Below are 14,578 nucleotides of genomic sequence, written 5' to 3' on the forward strand. Positions count from 1 at the left end.
ACCTGCCGAGCGTAGGCAAGGCTAACCCATGGTGCTTGGCGTCCTTCGTGCGCGCCGCTCGCTGACCCAGGAGGTCTTGAAGCGTTCGCGCCGCTGCCGGGTGAAGTCCTCGTTGTAGAGCTCCACCGCCAGCCGCTTCATCGCCGTGCGGACTTGCTCGCCGGTCATGCCCCGTGGCCGGAAATTGACGTCGAACAGCGTGCAGCGCTCGTAGCCGTGAGGGTCGATCAGCCTGCCCTCGTCCAGTAGTTGCTGGTAGAAAGGTGTGCCGGGAAACGGCGTTGGCACCGTCACCTGAACATCGAAGGGCTGCGTATCGTGCACGAATTCGAGCAGCGACTCGACGATGTCCGGGGTATGGCCGTCGAGGCCGATCACGAAGCAGGCGTTCACCCGGATGCCGTGGCGCTGGATGGTGCGGATCGCGGTGCGGTATTCCTCGGCGTGTTTCCACTTGAAGTTGCTCTTGAGCTCGACCCCGTCGAGTCCGTCGCGTACCGGGCTTTCGAAGCCGATCAGCACCTCGGCGCAGCCGGCGGCACGCATCAGGTCCAGCAGCTCCTCGTCCTGATAGACCGACAGGTCGGTCTCGGTGAACCACTTGATGTGGCGCTTGGCCAGTTCCGGCAGCAGCTCGCGCCAATAGCGCCGGTGCACGAAGGAGTTGTCGTCGGCGAACTCGATAAAGGCGCGCGGCCAGAGTCGGAGAATGGCGTCGACCTCGGCCAGTACCTTGGCGATCGGCTTCTGCTTGTATTTGCGCGTCAGCAGGATCGAACTCGCACAGAAATTGCAGCGCCAAGGGCAGCCACGGCTGGTCTGTACCGTGAAGCGGTTGTAGTGGGAAATATCCAGCAGTTCGAACGCTGGCAGCGGTGCTTCAGCCAGGTCGAATTCCCGGCTGCGTGCGTCGTAGAGCGGTTTCAGGCTGCCCAGTTCGGCATCCTCGAGCACCTCCAGCCAGACCGCTTCGCCTTCTCCCGCCACAGCGCTGGCACCATGCTGACCAGGCTCGTAGGGCAGGGCCGTGACATGCAATCCGCCCATGACGACCGGCACGTCGAGTCGGGCGTAGCGTTCCGCTAGGCAGTAGGCCTCCTTCACCTGCGCTGTCAGGCTAGAGATCGCGACCAGGTCGAAGTCGGTGGGCAAGGACTCCGCCCGGGCCAGTTCGGCGACTTCAAAATAGCGTAGCGAGTGGCGGCGTGGCGTCATGCCGGCCAGGGTCAAGAGCCCCAGGCTGGGCAGCGAGGCGATGGCCTTGCTGCGTTCGACGAAGCCGGGAAGGGTGAGGCCGAGTGCCAGCAGCTCCTGGTCGCAGGCGCGAATGCCGCTCATCGCGATCAAACCGATTTTCATGATGCGAATCCTCCTCCGATAACGGCCGCGGCCGCGCCGAGCAGGGCGAACACCGGGATGAAGAACAAGTGGCGTAGCGGCTTTTTCCACGCCGCGAGGGCGCAGACCAGCGGCATGGTCAGCGCACCGATGACGAGTAGCCAGGAAGCGAGCTGCCCGTGGGGCAGTTCGCCGGTCAGGCGTACCGTCGCCGCGAAGGCCAGATTGAGAAATGCCACGCCGAAGCAGCTGATGTGGCCGAGCCGCAGCAGCCGGCGTGGCCAGGAGGCGTAGCCGCCGAGCCAAGTATCGCGATGGAAGAAGAGCCCGAGTGTGACACCGCTGAGCAGGCCGGCGGCGATACCGAGCCACGCTGCCCATAGATTCAGCGTGATCATCGCCATCCTTCTGCTGCCGAGCGCTTGAATTCGCGCGTTTGCAGCATCCGCAACAATCGATACGCCGCGCCCGCCGCCAGCAGGTGCTTGAGGCTGTGCCCTGACAGGACGCCGCCCAGCGCGAACAACCCGGCGTCCAGATATTCGGCGACTTTGGCAGCGAAATACAGCGCGGCCACCCAGTAGATGTCGTCTGCCCGGGTGTAGGGCGAGGGGAACAGCGCCGCAATCAGCAACACCAGAACGGACGTGCCGAACTGCACGGCGAGATAAGGCAGCAGGTTCTCGCTGCCGGCCTGTGCACTCCAATGCCAGTAGCCGACGCTAGCCAGGCCCAGCGCCGTCAGCGGTAGCAGCAGGCGCAGGCCTGCACCCAGATCGATACGCTCGGCGATCAGCGCCGCCAGCAGTGCCATGAAGCCCGCGCTCATCGGTAGCCGGTCCCAGACCAGGCGGGGGTTGTCCGGCGCCAGGTGGTAGTAGATCGAGCCGGCACTGGTCAACGCGACCGCCAGGAAGAACAGCGCGTAGGGCCATTTCTCGACGGGCCTGGCAAAGGCGGTGGCCGCCTTCGGTCCGGACAGGAAGGCGAGTCCGGCCAAGCCGACGGCCAGGAACGGTAGATTGGTCGCTACGTCGAGGGCGTGCGGCAGGCCGAGCAGCGGGCGCTGGTCGGCGAAGTGATGGTAGGCGAGCGGCTGGGCGACGGGCGGCAGCAGCAAGGAAGCCAGCGCGAAGACGGTACCGACGGCGACCAGGATGCCGAGGCGGGCGCGGCGCGAGAGAAGGGGCATGGCGGTTTTCCTGATTGGGAGTGCATGCTGCTGTCTAGGCATTTCCCGTGCCAATGCGGTAAATTTTGCAACTAATTGATTTTACGCTATAAATTCTGTTTTCCAGGCATGGTTGCGAATCATTGTGTACATTAAATGATCATGCGATGTACATCAGGTGTCGCCATGCCGCAGTCTTGCCTACTGACGGCGCCGGAGCGGGAGTTCTTCCGCCGCTTGGCGCGCTTCGTGTTCAGCAACCCGTTCAGCCGGGAGCGCGAGCAGCTCTTGCTGGAACTGGTGCCAGGCATGACGCTGCCGGCGCTGCAGGGGGACCAGCTGGCGCTCTACCGGGTGGCCGCTCAGAAGCTGCAGCGTTTCGATGTCGGGGGGGCGGCGCGTCTTGATGACTTTACCGCTGAGGACCGGCCGCTGTTGGAGGCGGCGTACCTCTACCTGACCTATATCCGCTATCTGGAAAAACTGGACAGGCTGATCGAGTGCCAACTGCTGGAAGAGACGCCGCTGGAGGTGTGGTTTGCCGAGGAACTGTACACCGACATGGGGCGGCGCGGTTTCGGCGACGAGGCCATCGGCCGCTATTTCGCTTTCTTCTACCAGCTGCGCCGCGCCTTCTACTTCATCCAGCGCTCGCTGCCGGGCGAGAGTCCGTCGATGCGCGGCCTGCGCCTGGCGCTCTGGAACAATACCTTCACCTACGACATGCACAACTTCAACCTGCGGCTGTGGAACCGCATGGAGGATTTCTCCACGCTGTTGCTGGGCGAGACCGGTACCGGCAAGGGCAGCGCGGCATCCGCGATCGGCCGCTCGTCGTTCATCCCGTACGCGCCGGCGCGGCGCCGCTTCGTGGAGAACTTCGCCCATACCTTCATCGCGCTCAACCTCTCACAATTTCCCGAGACCTTGATCGAGTCGGAGCTGTTCGGCCACCAGAAGGGGGCCTTCACCGGTGCCATCAACAATCATGAGGGGGTGTTCGAGCGCTGCAGCGCGCATGGGGCCCTGTTTCTCGACGAGATCGGCGAGGTCAGCGCGCCGGTGCAGATCAAGCTGTTGCAGGTACTGCAGGAGCGGACTTTCGTCTCCCTGGGCAGTCATGCGCCGAAGCGTTTCAAGGGAAGGGTGATTGGGGCGACCAACCGTCCATTGTCCGAACTGCGCGGGCAGAACGGTCTGCGCGACGATCTGTTCTATCGGCTCTGTTCCGACGTCATCGTGGTGCCGCCGCTGCGGGTGCGCCTCGGCGAGGCGCCCGGCGAACTCGAGCAACTGGTCGCCATCCTCATCGGGCGCATGACGGGAGAGGCGAGCCCGCCGCTGATCGATCACGTCCTGACGGCCTTGCGGCGCGATCTGTCGGCGGATTATGGCTGGCCGGGCAACGTGCGCGAACTGGAGCAGGCGGTGCGGCGCATCCTGTTGACCGGGGCCTACGGAGGGGATAGGGGCGAGCCGGCAGCGGCCACCGAGGAGGAGGCGTTCCTGGCCGCTGTCCGCGCAGGCAGCCTCAGTGCCGAGCAGCTTCTCGCCGGCTATTGCGCCTTGCTCTACCGGCGCCATCCGGTCTACGTCGAGGTGGCGCAGCGCACCGGGCTCGATCGCCGGACTGTTCGCAAATACCTGGATGAGGCTGAACGGCAGCTCAACGGCTTGCCGCCGGGCTGACCCGCACCAGTTTGCCGTCGTCCTCGTCGGTAAGCAGGTAGACCAAGCCGTCCGGGCCGACGCGCACGTCGCGGATGCGCCCCAGCACGCCCTTCAGCATGCGTTCTTCCGCTACCACCTTGTCGCCGTCCAGTTTCAGCCGCACCAGCATCTGGTCCTTCAGGGCGCCGATCAGCAGGTCGCCTTGCCAGCGCGCAAACGGTTTTCCTTGGTAGAACGCCATGCCGGAAGGGGCGATCGACGGCACCCACACCTTCAGCGGCTGTTCCATGCCGGCCTTGTGTGTCCCTTCGCCGATCGGCAGGCCGAGGCCGTAGGTCTTGCCGTAGGTGATCACCGGCCAGCCGTAGTTGGCACCGGCTCGGATCACGTTGACCTCGTCGCCGCCCTGCGGGCCGTGCTCGTGGGTCCAGACGGCACCTGTGCGCGGGTTGAGCGCCATGCCTTGCTGATTGCGGTGGCCGAGGGTGAATTTCTCCGGCTTCCAGCCGGGATGACCGACCCAGGGATTGTCGGGCGGCACGCTGCCGTCGTCATTGAGGCGGATAACCGAGCCGGCGTGATCGTTGTGGCGTTGCGCGCGGGCGTCCTCGCCGCGGTCGCCCAGTGACAGGTAGAGCTTGCCGGCGCGATCAAACAGCAGCCGGCCGCCGTAATGGTGGTCGGAATCGGAACGCGGCAGTTGGCGGAAGATCACCGTCAGTTCGCGCAGCGCGTGGCCGTCGAGCCGGGCGCGGGCGATCTCGGTGCTGCTGGATTCGGGCGTGCCGCCGGCGTAGCTGAGGTAGATCAGGTGGTTGTCCGCGAAACGCGGGTGCGGCAGCACGTCGAACAGCCCGCCCTGGCCTACGGCGACTACCGCTGGTACGCCGCTCACCGGTTGCGGGTCGAGCCGGCCCTGGGCATCGAGCAGGCGCAGGCGACCGGCACGCTCGGTGAGCAGCATCCGCCTGTCCGGCAGGAAGGCCAGCGACCAGGGGTGGTTCAGCCCGCGGGCCAGTGTGGTCAGCTGCAAGGAATAGAGTTGGCTGGGGTAGGGATTGGCCGAAGCGAGGCCGACGAGGCCCAGCAGCAGTGCGGCGAGGATGGCGCGCAGAGGCATGGCGGATTCTCCTGACGAGGGCGGGCCGAACGGGCGGGCACGGCTTCTTGTCATCGATTATGATGGAGAAAGACCGCCTTGCCAGGTGTCGCTTCGGCCAACGTTGGAAACCCAGACCATGCATCCGTCCCGCTGTGTGCCACCGCACCAGGTGCGGCAACTCACCGAGCTGCCCAACGTTGGCCCGGCGCTGGCGGGCTACCTGCGACATATCGGCATCGTCGATCCGCAGGATCTGAAGGGCGCGGACCCCTACGCGCTGTACCACGAGCTGTGCATACTCGACGCCACCCGCTACGACCCCTGCCTGCTGGATACCTTCATCTCCATCGTCCGCTTTATGGACGGCCACGGTGCCCGGCCGTGGTGGGCCTACACCATGGAGCGCAAGGCGCGTCTTGCCTGCGGCTCTTCCTGAATCCGGGACGAGACGGCGCATTTCCTTTCAATCGCAAGGCCCTGGCCGGGTCGCCGGGGCAGGAGAAAAAACATGAAGATGCTGATGATGGCGCATATCCCCCACGAGCCGTTCAACCAGTTGGTACGGGAAGGGAGGGCCGCCGAAGTTATGGCGCAGATTGTGGACGAGATCAAGCCCGAGGCGATCTACTTCACCGAGCAGAACGGTTTGCGGACCGTGGTGGCGGTCATCAACGTCAACGAGGCGAGCGAGATTCCGCGCTACGCCGAGCCGTTCTTTCTGCAGTTCGAGGCCGATTGCGAATTCCGTATCGCGATGACCCCGGCCGACCTGAATCGTGCCGGTCTGGAGCTGTTGGGCAAGCGCTGGGGCTGACCGAGCGGTGCCAAGCAGCGAAAAGGCGGAGCCCGAGGGCTCCGCCTTTTCGCTGCGCAGAGGTTGCCCTTGCGATCAGTCATCTTCCCAGTCGCGGCGCTCCCAGCCGCGATGCTTCCAGCCGTGATGCCGCCATCCCGGGCGGCCTGCCCAGTACGGGCCCGGGCCGTAATCCACGTAGCGCTCGCGCTCGATGATGACCGGGCGCGGGCGGACGTAGACCGGTTCCTCGACCACCACCCGACGGGGCGGGGCATAGACCACGGGTGCCGGCTCGTAGTAGTAGGGGCGCTGGCTGATGGCGACCCCGGTCGCGGCACCCAGGGCGCCGCCGACGATGGCTCCGTCACGCCCGCCGATGGACGAGCCGATGACGGCGCCGGCTGCACCACCGAGCGCACCACCCAAGACGGCGTCGGAATGTGCCTGGGCGGCGGTGGCCGCGAGCCCCAGCGACAGTACGGCAATCCATTTCTTCAGCAGCATGATCGTTCTCCCGTGTGTTGATGAGCCTAGTGTAGGCACTCCCCGGAGGCCGTGGGGCGGCAAACTGTTAGCAAATGTTTAGCGCCGGAGGATGGTGACTCAGGAGGGGCGAGGGGCTGGCTCCGGGGTCGTGCCGCTCATGGCGTCGGGATATGGCAAGTCCTTGTCTGGAAAGGGTTCTGCCGTATCGTGGCGAGGGGGAAGGGTGCTGTCGGACGGGTGCGAAGAGGGGGCAAAGTGTTAACGGCGCTTCATAAAATATCCGGTGGCCATTGTGTCGGCGAGGCTACATTTCCGTGGCTGACGCGAGCGGTGGTGTGCTCGCCTCTGGCGATGCGGATCGGCGGGCGTCCCCGTCTGCGTTGCGGCACCTGTTGCGCCGCCTTCCGCGTCTCGTTCTACTGGGCCGAAGCCGAAGCCGAAGCCGAAGCCGAAGCCGAAGCCGATGACGGCGGCGGTCCGGTCCCGCTGCATCTCACCGATAAAATCAACGATTTTCGCCGCCGCATGCGCGGCACCTGGTCCGACACGCCGCGCTGTGTGGCCTTGCAGGGCGAGGTCGGCCGGGAGGTCGGCTGTGCTATCTACCCGCAGCGCTCGTCGACCTGTCGAGAGTTCGAGGCGTACACCGAGGCGTGCAACAGGGCGCGGGCCAAGTGAGGGCTGGCCGAGCTGCCGGTGCTCGTCGCGGCTGCCTGAGCTCGCGACGCAGGGCACAAAAAAACGCTGGCCCCGCACAAGCGGGACCAGCGTCGTAGCGTGTCGGTGCCGGGCTTAGTGGCCGGAGCAACCGCAGCCACCACCGCCGCCGCCGCAACCGCCGCCTTGGGCCGGCGCTTCGCTCGCGGCTTGCTGCTGGCCGTCAGCGGCCTGCTCGCCCAACTGCACCTTGAAGTCGATAACGATGTTTCCCGGCTCGCGGGCGACGTAGCTGAAGGTCAGCTGGTGGCCGTAGCGCTGGCGCAATTGGTCCAGCAACGGCAGCGGGTCGTGATCGTTGATGAAGCGCATGGTGTCGCCGTCGTACAGCGATTCGATGGCACCGAAAATGGCGGCATGACGGAAACGCTTGGCTACGCCGCGCGCGTCGAAGGGGAAGACGTTGTTGTCGAGTACCGGCAATTCGCTCATGGTAGGGGTCCTGTCGTGTGGGTGAACAGTCGGCAGGATGCCCGTAGCGAGGCGACGCATCCTTGAGCGAAGATAAGAAAATTGCGAGCAGGAACGACAGGCAAGAAAAATGGCGACCGAGGTCGCCATTTTTCATTGCTGCCGCTTAGTCGGCGGCGCGAGTGCGGTTGCCGTAGCCGCCGCTGCCGCCCTGGCGCGGACCACGGTTACCGTAGCCACCGTTGCCGCCCGGCTTGCGGTTGTTGCCGCCGTAGCCGCCGCGACGCTCGCCCGGCTTGCCGCCGGCACGACGCGGGCCACCCTTCGGCGGGCGACGGGTCGGTTCCATGCCTTCGATCACGCCTTCGGTGATCTGGCGCTTCAGGTACTGCTCGATGCGGCGCACCTTGTGGAATTCCTTGGACTCGGCCAGGGTGATCGCCACGCCGTCACGACCGGCACGACCAGTACGGCCGATGCGGTGCACGTAGTCTTCGGCCTGCTTCGGCAGGTCGTAGTTGACCACGTGGGTGATGGTCGGCACGTCGATGCCGCGCGCTGCGACATCGGTGGCCACCAGGATGCGCACGCGGCCGCGGCGCAGGTCGTTCAGGGTGCGGTTGCGCCAGTTCTGCGGCATGTCACCGTGCAGGCAGGCGGCAGCGTAACCCTGGTCCGACAGCTTGTCGGCCAGCTCTTCGGAACCGATCTTGGTGGCAGTGAAGATCACGGCCTGGTCGAAGCCGGCTTCCTTCAGGATGTGGTCGAGCAGACGTTCCTTGTGACGGTTGTCGTCGGCGTACAGCAGGTGTTCTTCGATGTTGCCGCCGGTTTCTTCACGGGCGATTTCGATGCGCTGCGGGTCGCGGGTCAGCTTCTGCGCCAGCTTGCCGACGGTGCCGTCCAGCGTGGCCGAGAACAGCACGGTCTGGCGGCTTTCCGGGGTGGCCTTGACGATGGTTTCGATGTCTTCGATGAAGCCCATGTCGAGCATGCGGTCGGCTTCGTCGAGGATCAGCATTTCCAGGCGCGAGAAATCGATACGGCCGGAACGCATGTGGTCCATCAGGCGGCCCGGGGTGGCGACCATCAGGTCGACCGGACGGCTCATGGCACGGATCTGGTAGCCGAAGGAAGCGCCGCCGACCAGGCACACGGTACGCAGCCAGCGCAGTTGGCTGCCGTATTCGGTGGCGTTCTTTTCAACCTGCTGGGCCAGTTCGCGGGTCGGGGTCAATACCAGGATGCGCGGGCCCTGGCCCGAGCCGGTGGAGCGCTCGGTCAGCTTCTGCAGCGAGGGCAGCAGGAAAGCGGCGGTTTTGCCGCTACCGGTCTGCGCCGAAACCAGCAGATCGTGGCCAGCCAGCGCGGCCGGAATCGAGGCAGCCTGAACCGGAGTCGGGGTGGTGTAGCCGGCAGCGTCGAGAGCGGAGGTAATAGCGGGGGCGAGGCCCAGATCAGCAAAATGCATGATGTCCTTTCAGTGCCGGCATGTCCGGCGTCACTTGGCCTGGTATAGGCGGGATGCGGTGACCATCTTCAGAATCGGGTCACCCGACTCATCGGCACTAACCAAGCAAGCGGCGAACAGCGGTCCGGAAAAGGAGCATTCCGTGGTCGAAGCCTAAAATAGCGGTCAGGGACGATGAAACTCTGTTTGAGCGGGGCAAAGGCGTGAACTGCTAACTGCAGGGGGAGAACAACGAAGAAGCCCGGCTGAAACTTCAAGAGGCCGGATAGTACGGGAAAAAAAGCCGTCTGGCAAGTTATTTCGCCAAACAGCCTTTCTAAGTAATTGATTTGCGTGTGTCTTGTCGCGGGCGTCCGGAAAATTTCACTCCGCCGCCCACGTGGCAGGCAGCCACGGTGCCGTATCAGGGTTCCCGGTACAGTTGCACCACGGTGCTCAGGTCGGCCTGAGCGTGACCCTGTCCGGCGTGCAGGCGCATCAACTGGTCGGCCAGCGCCGCCAGGGGCGAGCTCGCGCCGGCCTCGCGAGCCAGCTTGACCGCGTTGTCGAGGTCCTTGAGCAGCGTCGCCACCTTCCATTGCACCGGCTCGAAGTTCTGGCTGGCCATGCGCGGTGCGAGGATCTGCAGCGGCAGCGAATCGGCAAAGCCACCCGCCAGCGCCGGCGCCAGGAGGGTGGCATCGACGCCGGATTTTTCTGCCAGCGAGACCGCCTCGGCGATCAGCAGCGCGTTGGCGGCGACGATCAGCTGGTTGCATACCTTGGTGACTTGGCCGGCGCCGACCTGGCCCATGTGGGTCAGGCGCTGGCACAGCGCCGTCGCCAGCGGGCGCAGGCGGGCGATGTCGTCTTCCTGCCCGCCCGCCATGACCACCAGTTGGCCGTTTTCCGCCCCGCGCACCCCGCCCGATACCGGTGCATCGACCCAGTGCATGCCGCACCTCTGCTGCAGCCGCTCCGACATGTCGCGCGTGGCGGCCGGTTCGATGCTGGAAAAGTCGACCAGCAGCTGATCCGGGCGGCCGTGCGCGGCGAGGCCGTCCGCGCCGAACACCACTGCTTCGACGGCCTGCGTATCCGACACGCAGCTCATCAGCAGGGTGCAGCCGCGAGCCAGTTCGGCCAGGCTGGTTGCGATGTGGGCGCCGTGTTCCGCCATTGCCTGGCTTTTCTCCGGGCTGCGGTTCCAGACGGTGACGTGATGCCCGGCGGCCAGCAGCCGCCTGACCATGGGCTGACCCATCAGGCCCAGGCCGATAAATCCGATCCGTTCCATGCGCTATTCCTGTTGCTGGGGGAGTTCATGGTAGCGGGGCCGGGTGCCGGCTGTCATCGGGAGCATGCCGTGGCCGGCGGAACAACTGGGCGGAACGAATAAAACCAGCTTGAGCTTTATCTGCGATGAATGAAACATTATCCTGAGAGCTCGCCATCCACAGCGGGGTGGCGGTAGCGCACACGACGCTGGGCGAGCAGGATGAATCAGTCACGGGGCGAGAGGCGGAATGCGCAAGTTGAAAATGGTGTGGGGCCGGGCCCTGTTGGGGGCCCCCGCGTGGGCCGTCTATGTCTCGGCCATGGTGCTGTGCGTCCTCGTCGGCTTGCTGCTGGTGACGCTGGAGTCGCGGCTGACGCTGGCCATGGGCGGGTTGCTGGCGCCGCTGCTGATGGCGCTGCTGGCGGGGGCTGCCCTGGGTTGGGCCATCAACAGCACCAAGGACAGCCGCAATTCCAATAACTGGGAGATCGCCCAGGGTCTACGCAAGCGCGAGTTTTTCGTCCACTACCAGCCCATCGTCACGGCCCAGTCCGGTCATTGCATCGGCGTCGAGGTGCTGGCGCGCTGGCGCCATCCGGTGCAGGGCTTCATCCCCTCGCAGCTGTTCATTCCGGCGGCGGAGGAGGCCGGACTGATCGTGGCGCTGACCCGCTACCTGCTGCGCTGCGTCGGTTACGAGCTGGGGCAGATGATGCTGCCGGCAGGGTTCGTGGTCGGCGTCAATATATCCGCCAGCCACCTGACCACGCGCGACATCATCGAGGACTGCCGGTTGTTGCTGTCGGTGCTGAAGGACAAGCACATCCAGCTGGTGCTGGAAGTGTCCGAGCGGGTTGCGCTGGAAGAGCACGAAGAGAGCCTCAAGGTGGTGCGCGAGCTCAAGGCCATGGGGGTCCAGCTGGCGCTCGACGACTTCGGCGCCGGCCATGCCGACCGCCACTACCTGCAAACCTGGGGTTTCGACTACCTCAAGGTGGAAAAGGGCTACGTCTCGGCCATCGGCAAGGAGGGTTTCCGCGGCAACATCCTCGACGACATCCTGGTCAACGCGACCCAGCTCGGCCTCAAGGTGATGATCAAGGGGGTGGAAACCCAGGGGCAGCAGAGCTACCTCAACGCCAAGGGCTTCCAGTTCCTGCAGGGCTTCTTCTTCGGGCGGCCGATGACGTTGAATCATTTCCGCCGCTGGCTCTACGCCGAAGTGGCGTCCGAGTCCGAGTCGCCGCGTCCGGCGGCGCCGCGAGCGGAGGGCACCTGAACACGCCTCAGGCGCAGGCTTTGAACGGCAAAACCAAGGTCGGCTACAATCCGGCCTTTTTTCTTGGCGGACATCCCGATGAGTATGCAATACGGTGTGCAGCGCTACGCCCTGACCCGGCCTTGGGCCAAGCGCGTGGGGCAGCTCTTTTCCCAACCCGGCAGCGTCACGTTGGCCGAAGACGGTGTCGGCGAACTGGTCGGGCGTGAGCTGGCGCGGGTTGCCCAGGTCTACGGCGAGGCGGACGGCGTGCCCGAGGCCGAGCTCGTGCTGGCCCTGGCGTACGGCTACCACGTCCGGCACGGCCGTCTGATCGCCGAGTTTGACGCCGGACTGGCGCGGGCGTTGGCGCACACGCGACTGCCGTCCCATCTGCCGGATACGCTGATCCTGCCGGCGGAAGCCTTCTTTCTGCAGGTGAGCGGCGAGGCCAGCGGCGGGGCCTTCATCCGCCATCGGCCTGCTGACCGGCAGCTCGACCTGGTGCTGGTCGAGGCGGCGTTCTCCGGGCAGGGGACGAACTGGTGGCAGGTTCCCGAGCCGCTGTGGACGCTGACGGTCAACTACCCCGGCGAGCTGGCGCCGCAACTCGACGGCGTGCCGGCGCCGTGGCGTCCGCTGCTGGAGTCGGTGTTGAACGGTTTTGCCATGATGACCCAGCCGAAGGTGACGCTGGAGGCGGTGTGGGAAGAAGGCTCCACGGCGGAGTGGGTGGTGGCGGCCACGCACCCGACCTGTCCCAAGACGCGTCAGAAAGGGCGTGGTGCGCTGCTCAAGGCGGGATTCATCGAGGTGACGCGCTGCCAGGTGCCGGAGCTGCCGGGGCTGGACGGCGTGGTGAACAGTGCCGGCTACTGGCGCCGCCAGGCGCTGGGCGACGACAAGAGCCGCAGCCGGCTGGTCTGGGTGGCGCCGCGCTGACGGGGCGCGCCGCCACGGAGGTCGGCCTGACTAGGCGCGCTCGGCGACGAACTGCCTGACCAGCTGGCGGATCACCGCGGTGTCGAACGGCTTGTCGCACACCGCCGACACGCCGGCGTCCTGCACCGCCGCCAGGCGGCGCTGGTCGGTTTCGCTCGAGACCATCAGGATCGGCACGGTGAACTGCATGCTCTGGGTGCGGATGTATTCCACCAGTTGCTTGCCGTCCATGTGCGGCATGTTGTAGTCGGTCACCACCAGGTCGAAGTGGGTGGCGTTGATCAGCGGCACCGCCTCGCTGCCGTCTTCGGCTTCGGCGATCTGCTCGAAGCCGATTTTTTCCAGAACGGTGCGGATCAGGCGGCGCGAAGTGGCACTGTCGTCGACGATCAGCACCTTCAGCATGCTGAAATCCTCGTCGCACTCGTTCAGCATCGGGTCGCTATTGAGGTACTCCAGCACGTTGCCGAGCGCCTTGTCGAGCTGGGCGGTGGTGAACGGCTTGGGCAAGATCGCCAGCGCGCCGGCCTGGCGTACCGGGTTGAGGTAGTGCGGCTTGGTCTCGCTGGAGATCAGGATGAACGGCCGGTCCAGGTGGGCGGGCTGTGCCCGCAGCGCATAGACCAGTTCGGTGCCGGTCATGTCGGGCAGGTAGAGCGCGCTGATCACCACGTCCGGGGTGTGCTGCTGCAGGTGCTGCAGCAAGGCTTGCCCGCTGTGGAACACGTCCACGTTGCGGATGCCCAGTTCGTTCAGGGCATGGCGGATGATCTGGGCCTGCAGCGGCGAGGGCTCGGCCAGGGCGATGGTCAGGAGCTGGGGAAGCGGCACGTCGGCGTCCTCGTTGGCTTGGCGGGATGGGGTGTTACGGTCCGGTCGGGCGGTTGGCCGAAAAAAAGCCCGTGCGGCGCACGGGCTGGTTCTGGGGCTTACTCCGCGTGGTAGCGGGTGACGAGTTCCACTTCTTCCTTGGAACCCAGGAACACCGCCACGCGCTCGTGCAGCTTGGAAGGCTGGATGTCGAGGATGCGCTGATGGCCGTTGGTGGCGACGCCGCCGGCCTGCTCGATGATGAAGGCCATCGGGTTGCCTTCGTACATCAGGCGCAGCTTGCCCGCCTTGGACGGGTCGCGCGCGTCCTTCGGGTACATGAATACACCGCCGCGGATGATGATGCGGTGCACTTCCGCCACCATCGATGCCACCCAGCGCATGTTGTAGTCCTTGCCGCGCGGCCCGGTGGTGCCGGCCAGCAGCTCGTCCACGTAGCGTTTCACCGGGGCCTCCCAGTGGCGCATGTTGGACATGTTGATGGCGAATTCCTTGGTGGTTTCCGGGATGTGCATGTCCGGGTGGGTCAGCACGAAGCTGCCGTTCTCGCGGTCCAGCGTGAAGCCGTGCACGCCGTTGCCGAAGGTCAGCACCAGCATGGTCTGCGGGCCGTACACGGTGTAGCCGGCGGCGACTTGGCGCGTACCCGGCTGCAGGAAGTCGACCTCGGTCGGCTGTGTCACGCCCTCGGGACAGCGCAGCACCGAAAAGATGGTGCCGACCGAGATGTTGACGTCGATGTTGGACGAGCCGTCGAGCGGATCGAACAGCAGCAGGTACTCGCCCTTGGGGTATTCGCCCGGGATGGCGTGCGGCAGTTCCATTTCTTCCGACGCCATCGCTGCCAGGCTGCCGCCCCATTCGTTGGCTTCCAGCAGCACGTCGTTGGCGATCACGTCCAGCTTCTTCTGCGCCTCGCCCTGTACGTTGCCGGTGCCGGCTTCGCCCAGCACGCCCGACAGCGCGCCTTTGTGCACGGAATGGCTGATGGCCTTGCAGGTGCGGGCGATGGTTTCGATCAGGAAACGCAGTTCCGGCGGAATGCTGCCTTGCTTGCGCTGCTGCTCGATCAGGAAGCGGCTGAGGGTGGTGTGACTCATGGATATCCTCTGTATCGGGGTGGGCT

16 protein-coding genes are annotated in these 14,578 nt (G+C 65.5%); 6 read left to right on the top strand and 10 right to left on the bottom strand.

Annotated elements, in window-relative coordinates; all coding sequences use genetic code 11:
* Positions 1-21 precede the first annotated feature (21 nt).
* From B9N72_RS14775 to B9N72_RS14785, 3 genes are read right to left on the bottom strand one after another with little or no spacing between them, the layout of a single operon-like run.
* Positions 22-1,359, bottom strand: a complete 1,338-nt coding sequence (locus B9N72_RS14775; protein ID WP_085277068.1) for a B12-binding domain-containing radical SAM protein — start codon at positions 1,357-1,359, stop codon at positions 22-24.
* Positions 1,356-1,736, bottom strand: a complete 381-nt coding sequence (locus B9N72_RS14780; protein ID WP_085277069.1) for a hypothetical protein — start codon at positions 1,734-1,736, stop codon at positions 1,356-1,358. The genes B9N72_RS14775 and B9N72_RS14780 overlap by 4 nt, the downstream gene beginning before the upstream one ends.
* Positions 1,733-2,530 carry a hypothetical protein gene (locus tag B9N72_RS14785; protein ID WP_200811003.1) on the bottom strand — a complete coding sequence of 266 codons (798 nt, stop codon included), beginning with the start codon at positions 2,528-2,530 and terminating at the stop codon, positions 1,733-1,735. The genes B9N72_RS14780 and B9N72_RS14785 overlap by 4 nt, the downstream gene beginning before the upstream one ends.
* 165 nt (positions 2,531-2,695) lie before the next feature.
* Between B9N72_RS14785 and B9N72_RS14790 the strand changes: the two genes are divergently transcribed.
* The gene (locus B9N72_RS14790; protein ID WP_085277070.1) at positions 2,696-4,198 is read left to right on the top strand and encodes a sigma-54-dependent transcriptional regulator; all 1,503 of its coding nucleotides are present in this window, start codon (positions 2,696-2,698) and stop codon (positions 4,196-4,198) included.
* Here B9N72_RS14790 and B9N72_RS14795 read toward each other — a convergent pair.
* Positions 4,176-5,300 carry a PQQ-dependent sugar dehydrogenase gene (locus tag B9N72_RS14795; protein WP_085277071.1) on the bottom strand — a complete coding sequence of 375 codons (1,125 nt, stop codon included), beginning with the start codon at positions 5,298-5,300 and terminating at the stop codon, positions 4,176-4,178. The two genes, B9N72_RS14790 and B9N72_RS14795, sit on opposite strands and share 23 nt — an antisense overlap.
* 118 nt (positions 5,301-5,418) lie before the next feature.
* Here B9N72_RS14795 and B9N72_RS14800 point away from each other — a divergent pair, with 118 nt between their 5' ends.
* Together B9N72_RS14800 and B9N72_RS14805 are read left to right on the top strand one after the other, a co-directional pair.
* Positions 5,419-5,718: a helix-hairpin-helix domain-containing protein gene (locus B9N72_RS14800; RefSeq protein ID WP_085277072.1), complete on the top strand. Its 300-nt coding sequence runs from the start codon at positions 5,419-5,421 to the stop codon at positions 5,716-5,718.
* Positions 5,719-5,790: 72 nt separating this feature from the next.
* Complete coding sequence (locus B9N72_RS14805) at positions 5,791-6,096, top strand: panthothenate synthetase (protein WP_085277073.1); 306 nt, start codon at positions 5,791-5,793, stop codon at positions 6,094-6,096.
* 75 nt (positions 6,097-6,171) lie between these two features.
* Here B9N72_RS14805 and B9N72_RS14810 read toward each other — a convergent pair whose 3' ends face one another.
* Positions 6,172-6,582 carry a YMGG-like glycine zipper-containing protein gene (locus B9N72_RS14810; protein ID WP_085277074.1) on the bottom strand — a complete coding sequence of 137 codons (411 nt, stop codon included), beginning with the start codon at positions 6,580-6,582 and terminating at the stop codon, positions 6,172-6,174.
* 315 nt (positions 6,583-6,897) lie between these two features.
* Between B9N72_RS14810 and B9N72_RS14815 the strand changes: the two genes are divergently transcribed.
* Complete coding sequence (locus tag B9N72_RS14815) at positions 6,898-7,242, top strand: YkgJ family cysteine cluster protein (RefSeq protein WP_327078302.1); 345 nt, start codon at positions 6,898-6,900, stop codon at positions 7,240-7,242.
* Between the two features lie 114 nt (positions 7,243-7,356).
* Here B9N72_RS14815 and B9N72_RS14820 read toward each other — a convergent pair whose 3' ends face one another.
* From B9N72_RS14820 to B9N72_RS14830, 3 genes are all read right to left on the bottom strand, one after another.
* A complete protein-coding gene (locus tag B9N72_RS14820) occupies positions 7,357-7,713 on the bottom strand; it encodes a DUF2249 domain-containing protein (protein ID WP_085277076.1) in 357 nt (118 codons plus the stop codon).
* 145 nt (positions 7,714-7,858) lie between these two features.
* Positions 7,859-9,163: a DEAD/DEAH box helicase gene (locus B9N72_RS14825; protein WP_085277077.1), complete on the bottom strand. Its 1,305-nt coding sequence runs from the start codon at positions 9,161-9,163 to the stop codon at positions 7,859-7,861.
* A gap of 403 nt (positions 9,164-9,566) precedes the next feature.
* Complete coding sequence (locus B9N72_RS14830; protein ID WP_085277078.1) at positions 9,567-10,439, bottom strand: NAD(P)-dependent oxidoreductase; 873 nt, start codon at positions 10,437-10,439, stop codon at positions 9,567-9,569.
* Between the two features lie 229 nt (positions 10,440-10,668).
* Between B9N72_RS14830 and B9N72_RS14835 the strand changes: the two genes are divergently transcribed.
* Together B9N72_RS14835 and B9N72_RS14840 are read left to right on the top strand one after the other, a co-directional pair.
* Positions 10,669-11,700: an EAL domain-containing protein gene (locus tag B9N72_RS14835; RefSeq protein ID WP_085277079.1), complete on the top strand. Its 1,032-nt coding sequence runs from the start codon at positions 10,669-10,671 to the stop codon at positions 11,698-11,700.
* 78 nt (positions 11,701-11,778) lie between these two features.
* A complete protein-coding gene (locus B9N72_RS14840) occupies positions 11,779-12,621 on the top strand; it encodes a hypothetical protein (RefSeq protein WP_085277080.1) in 843 nt (280 codons plus the stop codon).
* A gap of 30 nt (positions 12,622-12,651) precedes the next feature.
* Here the strand turns inward: B9N72_RS14840 and B9N72_RS14845 are convergent, their stop codons facing one another.
* Positions 12,652-13,452 (bottom strand): response regulator, encoded by an 801-nt coding sequence (locus tag B9N72_RS14845; protein ID WP_085277081.1) that lies wholly within the window; start codon positions 13,450-13,452, stop codon positions 12,652-12,654.
* Between the two features lie 98 nt (positions 13,453-13,550).
* The gene (locus B9N72_RS14850; RefSeq protein WP_085277082.1) at positions 13,551-14,552 is read right to left on the bottom strand and encodes a class 1 fructose-bisphosphatase; all 1,002 of its coding nucleotides are present in this window, start codon (positions 14,550-14,552) and stop codon (positions 13,551-13,553) included.
* Between the last annotated feature and the right edge of the window lie 26 nt (positions 14,553-14,578).

It is taken from the genome of Pseudogulbenkiania subflava DSM 22618, from assembly GCF_900177275.1.
GTDB classification, from domain to species: Bacteria; Pseudomonadota; Gammaproteobacteria; order Burkholderiales; family Chromobacteriaceae; genus Pseudogulbenkiania; species Pseudogulbenkiania subflava.